The sequence below is a fragment of the Streptomyces sp. NPDC053474 genome, assembly GCF_044544845.1.
GTDB lineage: Bacteria > Actinomycetota > Actinomycetes > Streptomycetales > Streptomycetaceae > Streptomyces.
The window spans coordinates 302,920-323,035 of sequence record NZ_JBITXV010000004.1 but is presented as its reverse complement, the minus strand read 5'-3'; the positions used below and the strand labels follow the sequence as shown (position 1 = coordinate 323,035).

Here is a 20,116-nt window from a genome sequence, read left to right as displayed (position 1 = left end):
ATGACCAGATCCAGCGCCGTCGGAGCGCCCGACTACAGCGAAACCCTGCCTTGCGAACCGGAATCCGCCCGCCGCGCCCGCCTGCTTGTCCACGCCGCCGTCAGCGCATGGGGCATAGGAGACCTGGCTGACGTCGGCGCGCTGATCGTCTCCGAACTGGTCGCCAACACCGTCCACCACACCCAGTGCCGCCTGTGCCGCGTCGTGGTGGGGCACCCCTCTGCCGGCCTGGTCCGCATCAGCGTCGCCGACAAGTCCCGGGACGTACCGGTGAAGGAGCGGCCCGGCGCGCACGTTGAGGACGGCCGCGGCCTGGTCCTGATCGATGCGCTGAGCTGGCGGTGGGGCTATGACCTGCACCGCTGGGGAAAGATCGTGTGGGCGGAGCTGGTGGCACCTTGCTGACGCTGCGGCTGATGTCCGAGGGCGAGCTGACCGGCGTCGCCGACCCGGAACGGTGCGTGGAACTGGCCGTGCCCCGCCGCTGCGAGGACGCGATCACGATCCGGACCCTGCGCCTGACCCCCGCCGATCTCGTACGGCTGCGTACGGAAACCGAACTGACCCTCGCCGACATCCGTACAGAGGTCATGAGGGCCGAAGCGGTCTGGCGGGAGCTCCTGGGCGAATGGCACGCCGAAGGGCGGGCCGCCGTCGAAGCCAGCGAACCCGAAGCGCCGCTCCTCGTACGGGTCCTTCAGGGCCTGCGCGGCTCCTTGTAACACCCGCAGATTTCCGCCCGGAACAGCCCCGGCCAGACCGACCGGGTGGAGACGGCACCGGGGGCCGTCCAGGACCACAGGAAGGTGATCGCCCCGGAGAGGGTTTCAGCCAAGCCGCCAGCGACCCGGCGCGCGCTGCCAAGAAGTGGAAAGCCAGATGACTAGCCTGCCCGAAGTGAACAACGAACAAGCACAACAGCCAGTAACCGAGACCCAGTTGCGCGAATCCCTCATCGAGCAGTTGCGCGAGCTGGACGCGATCCGAACCGAAGCCGTCGAGAAGGCAATCCGCACGGTTCCCCGCCACCTCTTCGCCCCCGAGGCAACCCTCTCCCAGGCATACGCAGCCGAAGAAGCCGTGATCACCAAGAAGGACGAGAACGGCATCGCCGTCAGCTCCGTCTCCGCCGCTCGCATCCAGGCGTTCATGCTGGAGCAGGCCGAGATCCAGCCCGGTATGCGCGTGCTGGAGATCGGATCGGGCGGAGTCAACGCGGCGTATATCGCGGAGCTGGTCGGTGAGGAGGGTGAGGTCACCACGATCGACATCGACCCGGACGTGGTCGAGCGGGCGGAGCGACTGCTGGCCAATGCCGGGTACGAACGCGTGAACGCCGTGCTCGCCGACGGCGAGGAAGGCGAGCCGAAGCACGCCCCGTACGACCGGATCATTGTCACGGTCGGGGCCTGGGACATCCCCCGTGCGTGGACGGATCAGCTCGCCGAAGGCGGCCGGATCGTCGTTCCTCTGCGTACACGAGGTCTGACCCGGTCGATCGCGTTCGAGCGCGAGGGCGACCGGTTCGTGAGCCAGAACTACGAGCTGTGCGGATTCGTGCCCATGCAGGGTGCCGGCGAGAACCGTGTGCGGCTTGTCCTGCTGCACGGTGAGGACGTCGGCCTTCGGCTGGACGACACACAGCAGGTGGACGCGGAGCGCCTGCGCACGGCACTGTCCGAGCCGCGAGTCGAAGCGTGGTCGGGCGTGACCATCGGCGGATTCGAGTCGTGGGACCAGCTTGACCTGTGGCTGGCGACCGTTCTGCCGGAATTCGTCCTGCTCACCGCGAAGCCAGCGGCCCGGGACCAGGGCATCGTCACCACCGCCTCGCCGATGGGGACCGCGACGCTGGTCGATGGCGGCAGCTTCGCCTATCGCGCCCTGCGCCCGCTGGATGACGGGCGGACCCGGTTCGAATTCGGGGCGATGGGACACGGCCCAGCGGCAAAGGAGGTCGCTGACCGGCTCGTCGAGCAGATCCGGATCTGGGACCGCGATCACCGAGCCGATCAGGCGCGCTTCGAGGTGTACCCGGCGGGCACGCCGGACGATCGGCTTCCTGCGGGCCGCGTGGTCGACAAGCGGCACACACGAGTCACGATCTCCTGGCCGTAGCAGCGGCAGAGCTGACGGTCAGGTTGCTAGATCACCACCACACCGCCTACCAGGAGGAATTGAGATGGGCGCAGCAATATCGAGTAGCAAGGCCACATCTTCGGACTTCGACCTGGACGTCACGGTCGTCGAGCACGGGCCGATCATCGCCGACCTCTTGAACGACACCGGGGATGGCTGCGGCAGCACGTGCCAGAGCGCGTGCTCCAACAGCACCTGCGGCTGACCCAGCGGCCCGGTGCCAGGGACCTTGACCGGCTCCGGCACCGGGCCCTCGCGTATCGAAGGAGAGGTGTGGTTGAGCGTGTACAGGTATGTGGACGCCGCCGTGTTACGGGCCGCAGCCCACCCGGACTTATGGAGCCTGCCGCCCTGGCCCGACCTCGCCGACGGCGGGCGCGGGGACGTGGAGCAGTGGCGGAGGTGGCTCACCCACGTGTTGGCGGACGGACACCTCGCCGAGGCGGTCGAGATCGCCAGCCCACCCTTGGCCGATGCTGTCCGCGCTGTCTGCGAGGGGCGCACCGTGCGGGTGCGGCAGGTCAGGCGTACGGTGCTCTCCGTCGTTCGCTACCTGCTGCGCGCACGCCACCGTGCCACCCCTTTCGGTACGTTCGCTGGAATCGCACCGGCCCGCTTCGGCTCCACCCTGACCGCGCGATGGGGCAACCAGCACCAAGCGGTGGCACATCCTGACGCCGTGTGGCTGGCCGACATCATCGCGCGCCTGGAGGCGTGTCCCGAGCTTCTGCGCCGCTTGCCGGTCATGGCCGACTCCACCGCCTTCATACGCGGCAGCTCACTGGTGGTGCCATGCCAGCAGCCCGCCCACGGCAGCAGCGCCGCACTCGCTTCGTCCGCAGAGGTCAGCGTCCGCTACACCCGCGCCGTAGAAACCGCGACGCAGGCCGCACAGTCACCGATCCTCGTGGGGGACCTGGCGGGCAAGCTCGCCGTGGACTATCCGGACGCCACCGCAGACGTGATCGGCCGCCTCCTGTCCGACCTGGTGGGCCTACGTATTTTGCTCACCAGCCTGCGCCCGCCCATGACCGCCACGGACGCGCTCGGGCATGTCATCGATCAACTGGCCGCCGCTCATGCCGACTCCATCAGCGACGTGGCACCCACCGTGCAGGAACTTCGGCAGATCCACTGCACGCTGACCGAGCACAACCACGCCATCCCCGACGCCCGCAGGAAATCCCGGGCGCAGCTCGCCGGGCAGATGACGGCCCTGTCGGCCACCACGCGTCAACCTCTGGCCGTCGACCTTCGCCTCGACGCCGACCTGATCCTCCCGGACCATGTAGGCCGCGAAGCCGCGACGGCCGTCCACACTCTCGCGCGCCTGAGCCCGTTCCCGTCCGGCTCCCCGGCGTGGCAGGACTACCACGCGCGGTTCCTGGAGCGGTACGGCCCTGGCGCTCTGGTGCCCGTGCGTGAACTCACCAACCCCAATACGGGGCTCGGCCTCCCCGCCGGGTACCGGGGCTCACTGCGGGAGCGCCCGCACCCGCGCCCCGGTCTCCGGGATGACCACCTGCTCACGCTCGTCCAGCAGGCCACCATGGACAGGGCCGATGAAATCACGCTGGACGAGCAGACCATCGACGCCCTTTCGCCCCAGCAGCTCCCACAGGTCCCGGCGCACGCTCAACTGTGCTTCCGCCTGCACGCCCCTACCCGAACCGCCCTCGTGGACGGTCTCTTTGATCTCGTCATCGTCGGCCTGACACCCGGCGCCGGCACCACCACCGGCAGATTCCTCGATCTCTTCGACATCCCCGACCGCGAACGCGTGGCCACCACTTACGCCGCCCTGCCCACCCTCACCTCGGGCGCCGCGCTCGCCCAGATCACCGGCCCCCCGCTGCGCACCCGCACCGAGAACGTCGCCCGCACCCCCGAAACCCTGCCAACCGTCATCCCCCTGGCTGAGCACAACGACTCCCCCCGCACGCTGCCCCTGGGCGACCTCGCCGTCAGCGCGGACGTCCAGGGTCTCTACCTCGTGTCCCTCTCCACCGAACGCACCATCGAGCCTGCCCTGCTCAACGCCGTACAACTGACGAACTTCACCCACCCCCTCGCACGGTTCCTGTGCGAGATACCTCGGGCCCGCGCCGCCGTCCTCGGTCCGTTCTCCTGGGGCGCCGCATCCCGCATGCCGTTCCTGCCCCGGGTGCGCTACGGGCGCACGGTGCTCGCCGAGGCATGTTGGCGACTGCGGGCAAGCAACCTCCCCGGCCCGGCGGCCCCCTGGGATCAGTGGGCGGAGGCGCTGGCCGTGTGGCGCGACCGCTTTCGCCTCCCCGCCACGGTCCAGCTTGGCGGGGACGACCAACGCCTCCACCTCGACCTCGGCGAGCAGGCCCATCTCCACTTGCTTCGGGCGCACCTGGAGAAGACCGACCACGCCACTCTGCACGAAGCCCCCGACTCCTCGGCGTACGGGTGGCTCGACGGGCGCGCCCACGAAATCAGCCTCGCTCTCGCCACCACCCAGACCACCGCGCCCGCACCCCGCCGCCCTGTCTCACCGGACGTCATCGGACGGGACCACGGGCACCTGCTGGGCGCCTCCGAGTGGGCCTTCGCCAAGCTCTACACCCACCCGGACCGCATCCCCGACATCCTCACCACCCACCTCCCCGGCCTGCTGAACACATGGGACACCCCACCCCAGTGGTGGTACGTGCCCTACCGCGACCCAGAGCCCCACTTGCGCCTGCGCATCCACCTCACGCACCCCGACGACTACGCCGAGACAGTGCGGCGCGTCGGAGTCTGGGCGGCGGACCTGCGCCGCCTCGGCCTCGCTGGGCGCGTGCAATGGGACACATACGATCCCGAGACAGGCCGCTACGGGATTGACCGAGCCATGGACGCCGCCCACGAGGTGTTCGCCGCCGACTCAGCCGCCGCCATCGCGCAACTGAGAATCCCGCGCACATCGCAGCCCGCCATCACGGCGGCCAGCTTCATCGACCTCGCAGCCGCCATCATCGGCAGCACCACCGACGGCATGCACTGGCTGACCCACCACCTTCCGAAACCCTCCGGACCGCCGCTCGCCCGCGCCCTTGAGAACGAGGCGATGCGCCTCGCGGACCCGTCCACCGACTTCACCGCCCTGCGTGCCCTGCCCGGCGGCCAGGACGCATACGAAGCATGGAAGCGCCGCAGGGCCGCGCTGGACGCCTACCGGCATCAGCTCACCACCGCAGACGGCCCCACTGCCGTGCTGCCGAGCCTGCTGCACATGCATCACATCCGCGTGACCGGCATCAACGAGGAGTGCGAGCGCACATGCCGACGCCTGGCCCGCGCCGCCGCCCTCTCCTGGACCGCACGAGGAGTCACACCATGACCGCCACAACCACGCGCACTATCGCGGGCAACTCCGCTGCACGAGCACAGTCCCTGTCCCAAGGCGCCATCGGCATCGCCCTCGCCCACGTCGAACGCGCCCACCACGGGGCCGACAACTGGCACACCGCACACGCCGCGATCACCGCCACGACCCGACACCCGCTCATCGCCAGCGACCAGGCCGCGCTCTTCCTCGGGGCGCCGGCCGTCGCCTTCGTCCTGCACACCGCCGCCGCAGGAACCGACCGCTACGCGGGGGCGCTGCGCAACCTCGACACGACCGTCACCAACCTCACCCGGCGACGCCTCGCAGCAGCACACGCCCGCATCGACCGGGCGGAGCGCCCCCGGCCCGCCGAGTACGACCTTCTGTACGGGCTCACCGGCTTGGGTGCCTACCTGCTTCAACGCAACCCCGCCAGCGAACCCCTGCACGACGTGCTCACCTACCTCGTGCGCCTGACGGAACCGCTCCCCGGAGACAAGGAGCGGTTACCGGGCTGGTGGACTTACCTTGACCCCACGAACCGCGTGTCGGAGGCGTTCCCCGGCGGCCACGGAAACGTCGGCATCGCGCACGGCATCACCGGCCCCCTGGCACTGCTCTCCCTGGCTCTCCGCCACGGCACCGTCGTACGCGGGCACATGGAAGCAATCGAGCGCATCTGCTCATGGCTGGACACGTTCCGGCAAGAGACCGACACCGGAACGTGGTGGCCCCAATGGATCACTCGCGCCGAACAACGCAGCCACACCGCGACGCAGCCCGGACCGCTGCGGCCCTCCTGGTGCTACGGCACCCCCGGTGTTGCCCGCAGCCTCCAACTCGCCGCCCTCGCCCTCCATGACACCGCCCGACAGCGCATGGCCGAGGACGCCCTTCTATGGTGCGTGTCCAGCCCCGCCCAGCTCTCCCTGATCACCAGCCCCGGCCTGTGCCACGGCGCCGCCGGGCTGCTCCTGACCACGGCCCGCGTCGCCCAGGACGCCCAGCGGCCGGAACTGACCGCCCACCTCACCCAGCTCCGCGAACTCCTCCTAGCCCAGGCCCCTGCGAGGGAGGACGGCCTCCTTCAAGGTCGTACCGGGGGTGAACTCGCCGCGCTCACGGACCCATCCACCAGCATCCCGACCAGCGGCTGGGACGCCTGCCTCCTGCTCACCTGACGTACGGGCGCTCTGGCCGCTGAAGACAAGGAGGACCTGGTGGAGGATCGCGTGCCCCCGCAGGCCGTACAGAGGGCAGTACTGGCAGCTCTCTCGGGTGCTCCCCTGGACGAGGCCGCCGCGAAGGTATCCATGCGCGCGCCAGACCTCGCCGACGCCATCACGACGTACAAGACAGCCGGGTACGCGGCGCTCGAAGCACACCACGACTGCGACGGCTGGCATCAGGTCCACATCGAGTTCCCCGACTGGCACACCGCCGAGGAGATCGCCGTCGCCCACCTGTGGCCGATGCTGCGGGACGCGGAATCCGCAGGCGTCAGCTCCTCGTGGTGGTTCATCCGCAAGGCGCCGTGCTGGCGGCTGCGCCTCCGCCCGGGAGCCAACGCCACGCCCACGGAGCTGAAGACGGCCATAGGCCGCGCTCTCGACAGCATGCAAGGTCAGAACGCGATCAGGCAGTGGTGGGAGACTATCTACGAAGCCGAGACGTTCGCGTTCGGCGGCACCACGAGCATGGACATCGCGCACCGCCTCTTTCACCACGACAGCCGAGGCGTCTTCGACTACCTGAGCCACTGCGGCGATACTCCCGCGATCGGGCGACGCGAATTATCGATCTTGCTGTGCAGCCTCCTGATGCGTAGCGCAGACCAGGAGTGGCACGAACAAGGCGACATCTGGAGCCGCGTCGCCATGAAGCGCCCGTTGTCACCGGACGTTCCTCTTGACCGCGTTCACGATATGGCGGCCAACGTGCGGAAACTCATGATGGTGGACGCAGGCCCCACCAGCACCCTGGTGCGGAACAATGACTCACTCACTCTTGTCTCAGGCTGGTTTGCCGCTCTTGAAGAGATCGGCGACGCCCTTGGAAGTGCCGCCCGCCACGGGCTACTCGATCGAGGAGTACGCGCCGTCCTTGCCCATCACGTGATCTTCCACTGGAACCGCCTGGGGCTGCCCACGAGGACACAGAGCGCCCTCGCATGGGCAGCACGCACGGCCATCCTGGGCGAGCAGGAAGCCACCGCTCCGTAACCTCCATCAGTACGCCCACGGCGCCCAACCGCATTCGGCCTGGGGCAGCTCCTCGTCCTCCTGCCGGGGCGGGGCCGTCCTGTTCCACGGCAGCACCCAGCCGCGCCGTACGCGCTCCTGCGCGGTGAGCCGCGCCGCAAGGTGGTTGATCACGGAATTGGTGCGCAACGCGGGGTCAGCCTGCGGGTACCCGCGCCAGGGCCGTTCGGCTTTCTGCTCCTCGCCCGCCGCGCGGAGCCGGTCCCGCTCCTCCTCGCGTAGCAAGTCGTAGGATGCCTGCCCGACGCGCGCCTGCCAGGCGTTGAACGGGGCCTCGTCCACCCACTCAGCTGGCCGCCCAGAGCCGTTCAGGACCGGCGTCGGCTGGACCATCCAGGCCGGAGGCTCGGGGCTCCAGGGGGCCGTAGGGGACACGGGAGGGGCCTCGTCCAGCACGCCTAGGGCGTACTCCCGAACGGGGCTCGCAGGGGCCTCTACGGGCTCGGGCTCATCCGGCTCAGCGTCGGCGCCGGAGACCTCCGTGAACTCGGTCTCCCGCGTACGTATCTGGCGCCTTCGTTGGCGCCGTTTCGCGGCCCGCATCAGTCCCCCCACACATCGGGGACGACCTGCGGCGTCGTCGGCGGGGGCGGTGGTGGCGCCGCACGCACCAGGCGATACAGCGGCGCTGGATCAGCCGAGCCCCGGCGGCGGACGTGCGGAGGCTCCGGTGGCCGGGCGAAGGACACGACTCCACGGTTCGCCAAAGCGCGCTCCTTGGCCTCCAGGGCGTCGCGGGCCTCCCGCTGGGCCTCGACGGTGGAAAGGTCAGTGATCGGGGCCGGCCGGCCCCGGCGAAGGAAGTTCGGCAGCTTCACGACGTTCAGCTCCTCGGGTACGGCGCACGCACCGCTGACCGTGCCTCATCAGGACGGCCAGGCGGGCACGCACGACGGGCAGCCGGGTCCGTCGACGAACACGGCGAAGTGCGGAACGAGGGGGTAACTCGCCTCGCCCGTCCACAGCAGTACCCCCAAGCCGCGCAAGGCTGTGGCGAGTTGCCCCGGGACAAGCACGGGCAGCGGTGCCTTCGCACGTCAGCCGCCCTCGGTGTTGAGCCGCCGCGCCCACTCATGCCACGGCCCCTCAGGGACCGGAGCAGCCCTCCAGGGGCGTTGCGGGCCGTCACGGAGGATGCGGACCGGCGCCCACTGCTCGAAGGGCTGCACGTCGCGGCTCAGGCTGCTGCTGGGGAGGTGGACGCCGTCCAGCTCGCGCCCGTCGCCGAACCGCAGATCGGTAAGAGCGGCGGTAATCCAATCATGATCATTGTGCCCCCGCACCGTGCCCCGGCAGCGCAGAATCACCGTGCCACTGCTGACCCGCCACCAGAGCTTCCCGCTCGCCCAATAGCAATTCGCTGGCGGCTCGGGGTAGATGGAGACCCCCGGGAGCGTGCGCGGGGCCTGGGCGGCGTACGAAGGTGGCGCGTAGGGCGTAGCCATGGAGCGATAGGCGTCCGCGAATTCGGGCGGGACAGTCGTCACGGCCGCCTCACACCACGTCGGAGAAAACGCGGTGCGGGGCGTTCGCGTCTTCCGCCAGGCCATCGAACAGACCTCCCTGGACGGCCGCGTGATGCCATCCCGTCGGATTGATCCGCCCCGCCGTGGCTCGGTAGTTGGTCACAGCGCGCAGGTGGGAATTCCGCCGGAGTTCAGCAACGTTCGCCCCGCCTCCGATGGGCTCGGCCAGGGGCTTGATGCGTACGGTGTCGGACATGGAAATCTCCTTGAGTCAGAGAACACGTCTTGCCGTGCCCACTATGCCCTGAATTAATTGGCGGGCAATACTGAAGAGACGTCCACCCCCGAGGAGGCCCGCATGCGCTGGAGACTGAACGACACCAGGATTGACGCACAGAAGGAAGCCCGCCACATCGAAGCAGGCCAACAGACTTCACCGATCGCACCGGAATTTCACTGGCATCAGCACATCGCCGGATACGAGCCGCCCAGCTTCTTCAACACTCCTGACATCGAGCCCGACCTGATGGAAATTCACCCCGCGACGCTCAGCGAAAGCGTCCAGTTCTCCGGGGGGACGGTTGCGGGGCGTCGCCCCTCAGGCTCCTTCTCCTCCAGCTCCCGGAACGGCCCCTCAGAATCCCAGCCCCAGAAAGCCCAGGACATGCCACACGGCCACAGCGGGGATTATTACCGATAAAGGAGAGGCCCCCGCCATGGCGAAAGGGGCATCTCCTCGCCATCATCGTCTCCCGAGTGAATTCTGGTCCGATAGCCACGGGCGCCCAGGGAGAGCTTCCGGTGAAAATTCAGCGGGGAGCAACAGGCTTCCCTCTTCCTTATAGGGACCAACACCGTCAGGGCGCCCCTGGAGCGCCCGCTGGGCTCCTGTGATAGCGGGGATTCGACGTAGCCCCTAATCAAGGCGGAAATATCTACCAGACGAGGCGGATGCGGAGCCAGCAGCGGGGTTGCCAGCGCCACCATGGCGCAAAAGCTTCTCGGAAATCCACCCTCCGCGTCTTGATCAGCTGATACAGCATGATCGCCACGGCGATATACACACGCAGCGCCCACCACATCAACCACAGTTCGAGAATGAACAGCCAGAGAAAGCAGAAGAACCCAAGGATGCGGAGGGTTCGGGCGTCGGCGCGGGCGAGGCAGGCACCGCACCTACGGCCCCTGTAGGTCGTACATCGACAAGGGTTGTGCATCTCGTCCCACCAGTACGGGCTTCGGATGCGTGCGGGAGTCGCTGCCATAGGCGAGGACCTTACCTTGGTCACCGTGAGGAGCGCGGGCCGCTGGCTCGGGCGGTAACTCGCTCAAGCAGCCCCCCTCACTGGTCCAGGAAGACCAGGTAAGAGCCGTGCGCCAACCCTTGTGCACGCCACCCACTCTGACGCCCTGTCCGCTCCCGGCGCGCACCACTGACAGTTCCCAGATCACCTAAGATCCTTACGCGCCGATGGGTGCCGGGGACCGTCCCCACGCCTGCGCGCTGGGGAGAACAGATCGTGATTCATCGCAAGACCGTGGCCGTGGGGCTCACCCTGCTCACCGCGTTCGCTCTGACCGCCTGCGGGGGGACCGACGACAAACCGAAGGCCGAGGAAAAGGCCAAGAAGCCCTCAGCCTCCTCGACTCCTTCGAAGTCCGTACCGCCATACAAGATCACATCTCAGAAACTCGTGAGCGGCGTCCCGCACATCGACGTCGAGGTCAAGACGACCGACAATCTGCGCGCTGTCTTCGAGAAGGTCGCCAACGGGAGCAAGGAAGCCGGCCAACACCAGATCCGTATTGCCTGCTCGACAGGCGGCACTAAGGCCAGCGGTGACAAGGTGGCCATGCTGAACCTGCTGGCGTACGGCTCTTACACGCCGGGCCTGTGGGACGGCGATATCAAGCTCAAGAAGGGCAGCGGCACGTTCACGAAGCAGGACGGCGCGAGCTGCCCGGCGAAGTAGCGCCACGCGCATCTCTGCGGCGCCCCCTCCTCCTCGGCATCGCAGGGACTCGCAGGTTTCCCCTGAGAGAACCAAGGTGGCGACGGCACCCTTTAAATCGCGGGGTGCCGAAAATCGGGGGGGGCTCGAAGCATCCCTCTCTCCCCATAGAGGAGTAGGACCACCCGAACGCTGCCGGTGTCGCGAGAGCCGGAGCAGGAACCTCCAGCTAAAAAATCCCGGGGTGCGAAGGCTCCCTCCTCCCATACACAGAGAGACAGAGAGACACGACGACACCTCGAAGGCGGGCAGCAGGCCAGAGCTATGGCCACCTGCGGGACCCGGGCAACCCTCTGAAGTATGCGGTGAAGCTGGAGCCACTACGGGAACTAGGTAACCCGCTGGAGCACACGGTGAAGTCGGAGCCAGTCACCCGCTCATTCCCCTGCCCCTGCTGAAGTCAGGGAGGGAGGCAGTGCCCGCAGAAATAATCTTCAGGCAGTACCTCGACGCAAAAATGCCCCCGGCCAGCAAAAGCCAACCGGGGGCATCAATTAGCCGCAAGCAATCAGGGTGCTAATTCAGGAGCTGCCGGAGAGCAGCGGAGCACGCTTCCGCCTCGGCCAAGGTGTCAAACCAAGCCACGCAGTCGCGCTCATGGTCGAAATCAGCGGGCAGCGCTTCGGCCAGGGCGTCATGAGAGACATCCGGCATAAGATTCTTCAGCCCCAGCCTGCTGGACGGGATCGTTTCAACTGGACTGCCTGACCGCTGGAGAATGCTGGAATCGAGCCGAACGAAGAGGAACTTCTCGGCGCAGAGATCGACAACGATAATGTTGCCAAATCCTAGGCCACCCATAGCTTCCTTGGAATCCTTCGACTTGTTGCCCCTCTTCTCCTTCCAAGGGTGCACAATCACAGCAAATTTAAGATCGTCCATCTTGAGCGGCCTCTGGGACGGGCGCGTGAAATAGTCGATCAAGTCTTGTTGGCTCATGGCCATGATCCACGGTCCTTGTCGATCAGCCGAGCCTCCTGTCCCCCGTCGCCCGGTGGTCCACCGTTTTAGCAGCGTCGCGGGCATGCCGGTGGTGCTTCTGAGGAAGTACGCCCGAAGCCCCGGCCACCCGTAGGCAGCCGGGGTAGGGTACGCGCGCTAGTCAGGCGGCGGTGAGGCGGGCGTCCAGGTCGGCGAGGAGGTCACCGAAGCCCCCCGGTCGCCGAGCACGGCGGCCGAGACCGGCTCCGGGGCAGAGGCCGAGGAGGGTGGCGTCCTCCGTACGGGTGACGGGGGCGAGCGCGGGTTTGGGTGCCGTCATGGATAGGTAGCCTAGCGAGCACGTAGAACACCGGATTCCACTGAGGAGTAACCTCCTCTCCCGGGAAACCCCCTCGCCGCTCGCTCAAGTCGCCGGGGTTTTCTGCGGAAAATCAGGGCCTACGGTACGGGTATCCCCCTCCTTTTCTGCTGAGGAGTCCTCATGAATCGTCGTGCCGCCACCCGCACACCGCTCTCCTGGTTCTCACGTCTGCGCCGTGCCGGGGTTGCCGTTGCAGCGGGCTCCGCTCTGGCGCTTTCTCCGGTACCGGCGTCGGCTGCGGCGCCGGCTCCTGTTCCGGGGACGTATTGCAGTGCGACGGTTCCGTATTACAGCCCGGATGGTTACATTTACGCCGAAGTGCAGATGTGCCTGACGTTCAAGACGGGCCTTGCCACGGTCGTCAATGTCCACACGAACAAGGTGACGTACAAGTGGGGTGGCGTGTGGTACTCGGCCTCCTCCACGTATCCGGCGGCGATCAGCGTTTTCTACGCCACAATCTACGATGCCAATGGGGCGGGAATCCCTTCCCCGATCGCCTCTTACAGCCTGGGCCGTACGATCAATCAGCCGGGGTCGGTCGGTGTCTCGCAGACGACGCGTAACGCGGTCTGGAACACTCCGGCGCGTGCGGGTTCTCCTGATCTCGGGGACCCGGTCGAGATCACGACGTGCGGGAAGCTGGAAACGGACTACTACTACATCCAGACAGGCCCGTACTGGGGGCCGGATACGAAGATCGCAGAGAAGAGCAATTTCCTGCCGCTCACCGTTCCCTGCCAGTAGCACAGCGAAGCCCCCGTCCTGCGCGGGGGCTTTTGTGCTGCCTGCACCACCGGGCCACGCTCATTTTTCCGGGGTCAGCCGACGCCGCTCAGGGCGTTCTCCTCCCAGCCGTCCTCTTCCTCGAAGTAGCCCTCCATGGCCCGGCTGTTGGGCGCCCAGCCGCCCTGGCGGGCGATGGCGGAGCGGTCGTTCCCGGCCTTCTTGCCCTCGCTGGCCAGGGCGCGGCGGGGGCTGTGGCCGGTGGGACGGATTTCCAGTCCGGCGGTTTCGCCGAGGCGGGTGATGACGTCGCCGACGGCTTCGGGGGACAGGCCGCCGGGCAGGAGGGTGGTGCCCTTGGAGTGGATGCGGCGGAAAGCGAAATCGTCGGGGTCCTCCAGGCCGGCCGCCTCCACCCACTTCCACCAGCAGCGGACGGGGCAGATCGCGGGGTCCTGGAGGTAGAGGACCTTGACCGTGCGGGGCTTCACCTTGGAAACCCGGATGTCCACGATCAGGCCGCGCCCCTCGGGGTCCTCGGTGATGTCGCGCAGCCGTAGGTAGGCCACCTCGTGTTCCCGTCCGGCGATGGCGAAGTGCAGGGTCATCAGGGAGCGGTCGCGGAGGGCGGCCAGGGTGCCGGGGAGGGCCCTGGAGATGCGCTTCATGTGGCGGATGCGCAGGGCGGGGGCGGGGCCGGTGCCGCGCTGCTGTCCGGCCTGCTCCATTTCCTTCACCAGGGCCTTCAGCAGCTCGCGGGCGAGCGCGCCGACGTCGGGGTCCAGCTTGAGGTGGTGGTCCTTGCGGGCGGTGACGACAACGCCGGAGATCCGGCGGTCGATGGTGTTGGGGGCCATCAGCGTTCCGGCCTTCTTGCCGGGCTGCTCCCACAGCCAGTGCACGAAGGCGGTCAGGGTGCCGGGCTCGACGGCCAGGACGGGCAGGTTCTTCTCGCGCGTGAAGCGCTCCCAGGCCGTCCAGTCGGTTCCGTACGATTTTCTAGTGTTTTCCGGTCGCTTGTCGCGGACGACCTGTTCGGCGGCCAGGCCGACGCGATCGAGCACCGCCCGGGTCTCGGCGTCGAATTCCTCGGGCTGCACCAGGGCGCCCGCGCGGGGGCCGGGGACCGGGATCGCGCCCGGCTCGTGAAGGTTCGTCATACCTCGTTCCTGATGGGCTTTTTGCCGGATACTGGACCCGGTATATGTGAGATTATTGGGAGTCCAGCTCTCGCACTCCCGGTTCCACGATCTTGTGGTCCGGATCACCCAGCCCACCGCCCGGCTTGCCCCACTCCATCGCCGACTGAACCGATCGGGGCTTTCGTTCCTCTGGACCGACCGTCGAGCAGCCCCTTCCCGGACGGCAGTACGGCTCCCGCGAGGAGTGGTCGGCGACAGCCCAGAGCGATTCCCCCGGCGAACGCAGTATCAAGGAGTTGTGTCCCCGCCCTCGCAGCCGGCGAGCCCGCGCAGGATTCCTCACCAGCCGACGACGAGCACTAGGACCAGCTCCCCGAGGGAGCCGGGGCGGCGGCGCGCTCACCACCCCGGCCCAGGCCCGGCTACTGCCTCATGCCCTCCGCCCAGCCCTCGGCGAACCCGGCCGCCGCCAGACTCCCGAGCCCCACGGCCCACCCCGCTGCCGCTGTCAGCGCCCGTCGCACGGGCCGCACCCGCGTCGGCACAGGAACGGGCACCACCTCCAGCAGCTCCTCGCGCACGGCCGCCGCCTCCCGCCGCAGCTCCAGGAGTTCGGCCGCGCGCAGGTCCCGGGCCACGTCGGCGACGACGCGCTCCGCCTCCGCGACGGCCAGGGCAGCGACGTCCTCCGCCCAGGTCTCGACGTCCGCGCGCAGCTCCTCCAGTTCCCGGCGCAGCTCCTCCAGCGGGTCCGGCTCGGCGACGACGACCGGCGGCGCCAGGAGGTAATCACCGTCGTCGTAGAAGTCCGGCCGGACGTACGGCTTCGGCGCGGGCGGCGCCAAGTAGAAGTCATCCGTGCCGTAGTGCGCGGGCTTGACGTACGGCGCGGGTTGTTCGGTTCCTTCCAGCCACAGGGCGCAGGGGTCCTCCCACGTCGCGCAAAGTTCCCCGCCGTCGTCCCACACCACGCGCACGCCGCGCTTGATGTCGCTTTGGCGGGTACGCCCGGCGCGGCCGTCGAGGGTGACCCTGGCGCCGCTGTCCCAATAGCGCCGTCCCGTGTTGAGCTGCCTCTTGGGCGCTGTCGGCGTGAACAGGCCGCCGCAGATGACCAACGGGGCAGCCGGGGCGGTGATGCCTTCGCAGGCGCCGCCCTCGTTCTCCCACGCCTCCATGCCGCCCGGACCGGTCTCGGTGTCGGGCAGCACCGCGAGCGCCTGGCCCTCGACGCCGGAAATTTCCGTCTCGTCGGCGGCGGGCTCCGACCGCACGTCGCGCGGGTCGTCCGGGATCGGCTCGCCCGCGAGCGCCGCCGCCATCTGTACGGCCGACATGCGGTCGGTGACGCCGTCGTTGTACCCGGCGGTGTAGGTGGACCCCTTGTGACGGGTGGTGGCCGTCGCGGCCACGGTGACCACGCGGCACCCGCCGACCGCGCCCACGGTGCCGCCGTCGTAGGCCGCGTGAATGTGGGGGATCGTCAGCGACTTCGCGTTGACCCTGGTCACCTCGTACCAGGTGCCTCGGTAGCGGACGAAATCCCCCTTCACAAAGTCCGGCTTGCCCCACACCTTGAAGCCGCGCCGCTCGGCCTCCTTGATGACCTCCGCCCAGTACGTCAGCTCCTCGTCGTACTCGGCGATGAGGCGGTCAAGCTCCGCCCGCCGCTCTGCGCTGGGCTCGGTCCACCAGGGGTTGCGCAGGCGTCCGGCCTTGTACCGGTCGCCGTCGCGCTGCCGCAGCACCCCGCGCCGCTCGGCCTCCAGCTTCTCGATACGGCGCAGTGTGCGCCCCGGGTTCTTCCGGTAGCGCTCGTACGCCTCCGCCGCCTGCGCACGGTCGGCCCAGTAACCCGCGCGCTCGCCCTCGGCGATGCTCCTGCGCATGGCGTTGTGCATGCGCTCCTGGTCCCTGCGGGCGCGCCCCTCGGAGTGGTGGCCCACGAGGATCGGCTGGCCCATCCAGAACCGCTCACTGATCTTGTCGGAGACCTCGCGTGCGGTCTGCGAGGCTGCCGCAGCGCGCCCGGCCCGGTCCTCGAAGCGCTCGGCGCGGTCCTCGGCCGCGTCCACGCGGGCGGCCTCCCGCTGCGCGAACGTCATGGTCTCCTCGATGACCACGGCGCACGACCAGCCCAGCACCCGCACCGCCTTGGCAGCCCGGTCGATCTTCCAGCGGTCGCCGGACTTGTAGCGGCTGCCCCGGATGAAAATCCCGGGGTTGCGCCGGTAGGTCCAGCCCAGCGGCTTCAACGCCTCCCACACGCCGTCACCCTTCGAGCTGCCCTCAACGGTGGTGCCGTTCTCGTGGGTGTGCCGGATGACGATATCCGCGTCCTCCTCCGTCACGGCAGGCTCGCAGGTGTCGACAGCTACGGCAGGCTTAGAGGGCTGGGGCACCACCAGGTTGAAGACCTCCCCGCCGCCGCAGATCATTTTCCAGGCGGAGGGCTTGGAGCAGGGCGCGGCGTGCTCGGGGACGGCGGAGCGGCGGCGCTGCGCGGTGCTGTTGGGGTCGATGACAGCCGGGGCCGGTACCTCGTGGTCCCAGCGGACGGGCGCCCGCTTGAGGGTGTCGGAAACGACAGCCCAGGGACCGGCGATGCTGTGGTCATTGCGCTGGGCGACGCCCAGGGCGGACGCGGTGGACGCGTCCCGGATACCCAGGGGCTTGCGCTGCGTGCCCTGGCTCATGGACGGCCCCGAGCGGCCGAAGTTCCCCAGCTTCTCGCCCATGCAGGCGCACGTCAGGTACGACCGCAGGATGCGCGCGACGCCCTCGGCCTCCACGCACAGCCACACGTACCGGTGACCGCCCGCGCGGCACTCCTCAGCGTCGGCGCCCTCCCGCTCCTCGTGCTGAACGACGGGGGCGTACAGGCCGGGTCGCTGGGCGGGGATTTCCGCCGTGTCGGTGGTCTCCTCGACGGGCGCGGCGGTGTGCGCGGAGCAGTGCTGCTCCCACAGCTCCCGTGCTTCCTCCACCGTCGCCCGCCATGCGATCTTGCGGGAGTGGCCCGGCTCGCAGACCTCCATCCCGTCCTCGCACTGGCAGACCACGCGAAATTGCCCAGCATGCTGGGACACCAGGGCCTGAGTGATACGGCCCCGGTACCCGGCGTCTTCCACGTCCACGCTCACCAGGGCGTCCACCTGCTCCTGGGTGACGACCGCGAGGCGGTTGGTGTGGTCCGAGGTCACCGAGCCGTCCCTGTCGCTGACCATTTCGGCCAGCCAATTCCCGTTCTGGTAAACCCGCACAACCCGCCGCGCGTGGGTCTGCTCGAAAAAGTCCTGCACGGCGAGCATGCCGACCTTGACCGTGCGCCCCTGGGAGTCCACCGGCAGCCGCCACGCCTCCACACCCGCGCGAAGCTGCTCCTGGACGTTGTCCGGCTGCTCTTCCTGCGGCTGCGGGTCGCGCTGCGCCTCACGCTGCGCGGGAATCACCGCAGGCTGCGGCTGCTCCGGCACGGCGGCCGCGAGGACCTGGCCCCGGGCGATGGCGTCCGCGAGGAGCGCGCGCTTCGCCATCGGCAGCGCCCTCACACCCTTGGCGTTGGCCTCCACCGTCAGCCGCTCGCCCGACGCGACGTGTACGACGTCGTAGTCCCTGCCGGACACGGTGAGGGCGTAGGCGTGACCGGACAGGGTTGCTGACCGCTTGTCAGCTGAGAACTCGATATCCCCGACCTTGACCGCGCTGGCAGGCCGTGAGACGGCCGTCTGTGGCTTCTTCGGCGGCTTGGCCGCCTCGCGCTCGGCCACCGTCAGCGGCTTCTCACCCGTCCCGCCGACCCACGCCGCGTACGCCACCAGTGCGGCGTTTTCCTGGTCCACGTGCTTGTATCCGTCGGTGAACTCCTCGGGCGCCAGGCCCAACAGTCCGCCGTGAAATCTGCCGTTGCAGACGGCCACCTCGTAGCGTCCGCCTACCCGGATCTTCAGCTTGGGTGAGTCGCCGCGTCCCCACGCCCAGCCGCTTTCGCACATTTCGCAGCGGACCTTGGTGGTGTCCCACAGGCCCACCAACTCCAGCGCCCCGGGCACAAAAGCGACCGACGAAAAGGAACGGCAGCGGATCGCCGTCTCCAGTGCATGCGCGCGGGAGATGTCGCACGCGTGCCGCTGCTCGGGCGGGGTGCCAACCCAGTAGACCTCAATCACCCGACCCCGGTGATCGGAGCGCATCCGCCATTCGGTGCCCCACTGAATGACCCGCTCATAACCGGGTTCCAGCTCCTCCACCACCTGTTCCGGCGAGAACGGCAGCGGCCCCACGAGGGCCGGGTACGGGTCCTCGGCCTCAACTGGCGCGGGCTCCGGCTGGTCCTGGTCGACGTCGACCGCCGCCGCCAGGTGGCCGCGCTGTACCTGTACGGCCGTCAGACGGGCCACCGTACGCGCGTGGCCGGTCAGTGCCTCGGCCGCCTCAAACAGGGACTCGGCCGCCGCCATGCAACGGCCGTCGTGCTCCTCCTCGGCTTCCGTCCACGCGTCCTCGGCGCCGGAGTCCTCCCACGCTGCCTCACACGCGCTTGCCTCAACGTCCGTGACGCACGCCGCGAGCGTCTTAGCGAACTCCGCGCACTCCCGCGCGGCGTACTCGCAGTCCTCGGGGAGCGGCAGAAGTCCCCACTCCCGCTCGAAAGCCTCGCTGTAGGCGTGCATGACGTCGTCTCGCACCCGCGCGGCATCCGTGAGGGTTTCCCGCGCGGATTCCGCCGCCGCCTCGGCAGTCTCGGCCGCAGCTTCAGCCGCGTCCGCCGCCTCCGCTTCCGGCACGTCGACCCAACCGGCCGCCACCCACTCGCCGAACGCGCGCCGGTACCCCGGCGTCCCCGGGGTCTGCGCCCACATGGCACGCTCCAGCCGCTCAAGGTGCGCCGCGTGGACCGATTCCGCAGCGTCCGCCAACTCGCGCGCCAACCCGGCAGACTCGCGTGCCGAACGGGCGCACGCCTCCGCACACTGTGCTGCGTACTCCACAGCGGCGATCCGCTTGACCGCGCGGTCATGAGCACGCGTGGCAGCGTCACGCGCCGCGTGCGCGCGCTGCCTGTCTTCCTCGGTCCACACGGGACCGCCGTCCTCGCCGTCCGCCGCTTCCGGCTCCGGCGCGACGGGGGCAGACTGCGGGTGCTCCGCTACAAACGACTTCACCCAGCGAATGCCCAGATCTTCGGTACGGCCGATGCCCTGGCTTTCCTCCGCTCCCGCTTCCCACTGCCACCACGAGGACGCGGCAGAGACGAATTTCCGGTTGCGCCACGTCAGTGCGAAACGGTTGTGATGCCCCCCTGCAAGGCCAGCCACGACCACACCAAATTCACCCGGTGCGGTTTCCTGCACGGTGCGTACGTCCCACCCATGCGCGCGGGCATGGTCGACGAACGCCGCTACGTTGGCGGGCAGGTTTTGGGCAGGGGGTACCGAGGAAGGAACTGCCATTTCTGAGAAACCCCTATCGTGAGTCGTCGCGTTGGTCGCCGGGTACCAAACCGGCGCGCCCGTGTTGGGCAGGGGTCCATTTTCTCAAAAAGGGGCGCAGGGTACCAGAGAAAAAGAAGGGCGAGCGGGTGAAGAATGCCATATCCAGCATTCGAGAAATTGAAGGAATTCACTGGACCTTGAGGCAATGTCCAGGGTGCCCGGGAATGGGAAATTCGAGGTATGGGCACCATCAGGTTGGAAATGCCGGAATTGCGGTGCCTGCCCGTTCACA

General features: G+C 68.5%; 16 protein-coding genes. 10 read left to right on the top strand and 6 right to left on the bottom strand.

What is annotated here, in order from left to right:
* From ACIG3E_RS11365 to ACIG3E_RS11335, 7 genes are all read left to right on the top strand, one after another.
* Positions 1 to 405 carry an ATP-binding protein gene (locus ACIG3E_RS11365; RefSeq protein WP_399614828.1) on the top strand — a complete coding sequence of 135 codons (405 nt, stop codon included), beginning with the start codon at positions 1 to 3 and terminating at the stop codon, positions 403 to 405.
* Positions 406 to 416: 11 nt separating this feature from the next.
* Positions 417 to 722, top strand: coding sequence for a hypothetical protein (locus tag ACIG3E_RS11360; protein ID WP_399614173.1), 306 nt, complete (start codon positions 417 to 419; stop codon positions 720 to 722).
* 175 nt (positions 723 to 897) lie between these two features.
* Positions 898 to 2,118 carry a methyltransferase, FxLD system gene (fxlM, locus tag ACIG3E_RS11355; RefSeq protein WP_399614170.1) on the top strand — a complete coding sequence of 407 codons (1,221 nt, stop codon included), beginning with the start codon at positions 898 to 900 and terminating at the stop codon, positions 2,116 to 2,118.
* Between the two features lie 64 nt (positions 2,119 to 2,182).
* Complete coding sequence (locus tag ACIG3E_RS11350) at positions 2,183 to 2,344, top strand: FxLD family lanthipeptide (RefSeq protein WP_399614168.1); 162 nt, start codon at positions 2,183 to 2,185, stop codon at positions 2,342 to 2,344.
* A 78-nt stretch (positions 2,345 to 2,422) separates the two neighbouring features.
* Positions 2,423 to 5,491, top strand: a complete 3,069-nt coding sequence (locus ACIG3E_RS11345; protein ID WP_399614826.1) for a lantibiotic dehydratase — start codon at positions 2,423 to 2,425, stop codon at positions 5,489 to 5,491.
* Positions 5,488 to 6,660 (top strand): lanthionine synthetase C family protein, encoded by a 1,173-nt coding sequence (locus ACIG3E_RS11340; RefSeq protein WP_399614166.1) that lies wholly within the window; start codon positions 5,488 to 5,490, stop codon positions 6,658 to 6,660. The genes ACIG3E_RS11345 and ACIG3E_RS11340 overlap by 4 nt, the downstream gene beginning before the upstream one ends.
* Positions 6,661 to 6,699: 39 nt before the next feature.
* The gene (locus ACIG3E_RS11335; RefSeq protein WP_399614164.1) at positions 6,700 to 7,701 is read left to right on the top strand and encodes a thiopeptide-type bacteriocin biosynthesis protein; all 1,002 of its coding nucleotides are present in this window, start codon (positions 6,700 to 6,702) and stop codon (positions 7,699 to 7,701) included.
* 6 nt (positions 7,702 to 7,707) lie between these two features.
* On the opposite strand, the gene ACIG3E_RS11330 is transcribed toward ACIG3E_RS11335, so the two are convergent.
* Together ACIG3E_RS11330 and ACIG3E_RS11325 are read right to left on the bottom strand one after the other, a co-directional pair.
* Positions 7,708 to 8,022 carry a hypothetical protein gene (locus ACIG3E_RS11330; RefSeq protein WP_399614162.1) on the bottom strand — a complete coding sequence of 105 codons (315 nt, stop codon included), beginning with the start codon at positions 8,020 to 8,022 and terminating at the stop codon, positions 7,708 to 7,710.
* A 1,212-nt stretch (positions 8,023 to 9,234) separates the two neighbouring features.
* Positions 9,235 to 9,462: a hypothetical protein gene (locus ACIG3E_RS11325; RefSeq protein WP_399614160.1), complete on the bottom strand. Its 228-nt coding sequence runs from the start codon at positions 9,460 to 9,462 to the stop codon at positions 9,235 to 9,237.
* Between the two features lie 102 nt (positions 9,463 to 9,564).
* Between ACIG3E_RS11325 and ACIG3E_RS11320 the strand changes: the two genes are divergently transcribed.
* Positions 9,565 to 9,906 (top strand): hypothetical protein, encoded by a 342-nt coding sequence (locus ACIG3E_RS11320; RefSeq protein ID WP_399614158.1) that lies wholly within the window; start codon positions 9,565 to 9,567, stop codon positions 9,904 to 9,906.
* Between the two features lie 820 nt (positions 9,907 to 10,726).
* On the top strand, positions 10,727 to 11,179 hold the full coding sequence (locus tag ACIG3E_RS11315; protein WP_399614156.1) for a hypothetical protein: 453 nt from the start codon (positions 10,727 to 10,729) through the stop codon (positions 11,177 to 11,179).
* A 555-nt stretch (positions 11,180 to 11,734) separates the two neighbouring features.
* Here the strand turns inward: ACIG3E_RS11315 and ACIG3E_RS11310 are convergent.
* A complete protein-coding gene (locus ACIG3E_RS11310; RefSeq protein ID WP_399614153.1) occupies positions 11,735 to 12,163 on the bottom strand; it encodes a hypothetical protein in 429 nt (142 codons plus the stop codon).
* A gap of 157 nt (positions 12,164 to 12,320) precedes the next feature.
* Positions 12,321 to 12,479, bottom strand: coding sequence for a hypothetical protein (locus tag ACIG3E_RS11305; RefSeq protein WP_399614152.1), 159 nt, complete (start codon positions 12,477 to 12,479; stop codon positions 12,321 to 12,323).
* A 162-nt stretch (positions 12,480 to 12,641) separates the two neighbouring features.
* On the opposite strand from ACIG3E_RS11305, the gene ACIG3E_RS11300 reads away from it, so the two are divergent.
* Positions 12,642 to 13,268 carry a hypothetical protein gene (locus ACIG3E_RS11300; RefSeq protein ID WP_399614149.1) on the top strand — a complete coding sequence of 209 codons (627 nt, stop codon included), beginning with the start codon at positions 12,642 to 12,644 and terminating at the stop codon, positions 13,266 to 13,268.
* 74 nt (positions 13,269 to 13,342) lie between these two features.
* Here ACIG3E_RS11300 and ACIG3E_RS11295 read toward each other — a convergent pair whose 3' ends face one another.
* Entirely contained in the window at positions 13,343 to 14,407 is a 1,065-nt protein-coding gene (locus tag ACIG3E_RS11295; protein ID WP_399614147.1) for an integrase, read from the bottom strand.
* A 404-nt stretch (positions 14,408 to 14,811) separates the two neighbouring features.
* Positions 14,812 to 19,251 carry a DUF3560 domain-containing protein gene (locus ACIG3E_RS11290; RefSeq protein ID WP_399614145.1) on the bottom strand — a complete coding sequence of 1,480 codons (4,440 nt, stop codon included), beginning with the start codon at positions 19,249 to 19,251 and terminating at the stop codon, positions 14,812 to 14,814.
* Positions 19,252 to 20,116 lie beyond the last annotated feature (865 nt).